Origin of the sequence: Haloarcula sp. Atlit-7R (assembly GCF_003666065.1) — an archaeon.
GTDB classification, from domain to species: Archaea; Halobacteriota; Halobacteria; order Halobacteriales; family Haloarculaceae; genus Haloarcula; species Haloarcula taiwanensis.
On record NZ_QXIK01000065.1, the window covers coordinates 1 to 535 of the forward strand.

Genomic DNA, 535 nt, shown 5'->3' on the forward strand with positions numbered 1-535 from the left:
AACGAGCGTGTTGTGCGCGCCGGAGAGGATAGAGATGCCCAGCACGTCCACGTCCTCTTGGACCGTTGCCTGGATAATCTCGTCCGGGGCCCGGTGTAGCCCCGAGTAGATGACTTCGAATCCCGCGTCGCGGAAGGCGCGAGAGATGACGTGTGCGCCGCGGTCGTGGCCGTCCAGTCCCACCTTGGCGATGAGACACCGGATCGTTCGCTGTTCGGAGTCCGCGATCATAGACGGGGATTCGATGTCCCGCGCTTTGACTCTAACGGAAAATAAGGCAGGTCCGAGTTCAGTCGTCCGCGGCGGGCGCGCTCCGGACGTACTCGTCGAGGAAGTCGGCTATCTGGGAGTATGCCTCGATGCGGTTCTCCAGTTTGGAGAAGCCGTGGCCCTCGTCGTCGAAGATGAGTTCCCGGACGTGGGCGTGTTCCCTCGCCTCCTCGACGAGCTGGTGGGCCTCGCTGACCGGCACCCGCGGGTCGTTCTCGCCGTGGAGGACGAAAAGCGGCGCGCGAATCTTCTCGACGTTGTTGAT

The 535-nt window shown here is 63.2% G+C and carries 2 protein-coding genes; both read right to left on the minus strand.

All coding sequences use genetic code 11. The annotated features are described in order from the left end of the window. On the minus strand, positions 1-231 hold a 231-nt coding region (locus D3D01_RS22640; protein WP_199725602.1), incomplete at its 3' end, for a cobalamin-dependent protein. Positions 232-289: 58 nt separating this feature from the next. After that, a partial coding sequence (locus tag D3D01_RS22645) for a S9 family peptidase (RefSeq protein WP_147439991.1) occupies positions 290-535 on the minus strand: 246 nt, incomplete at its 5' end.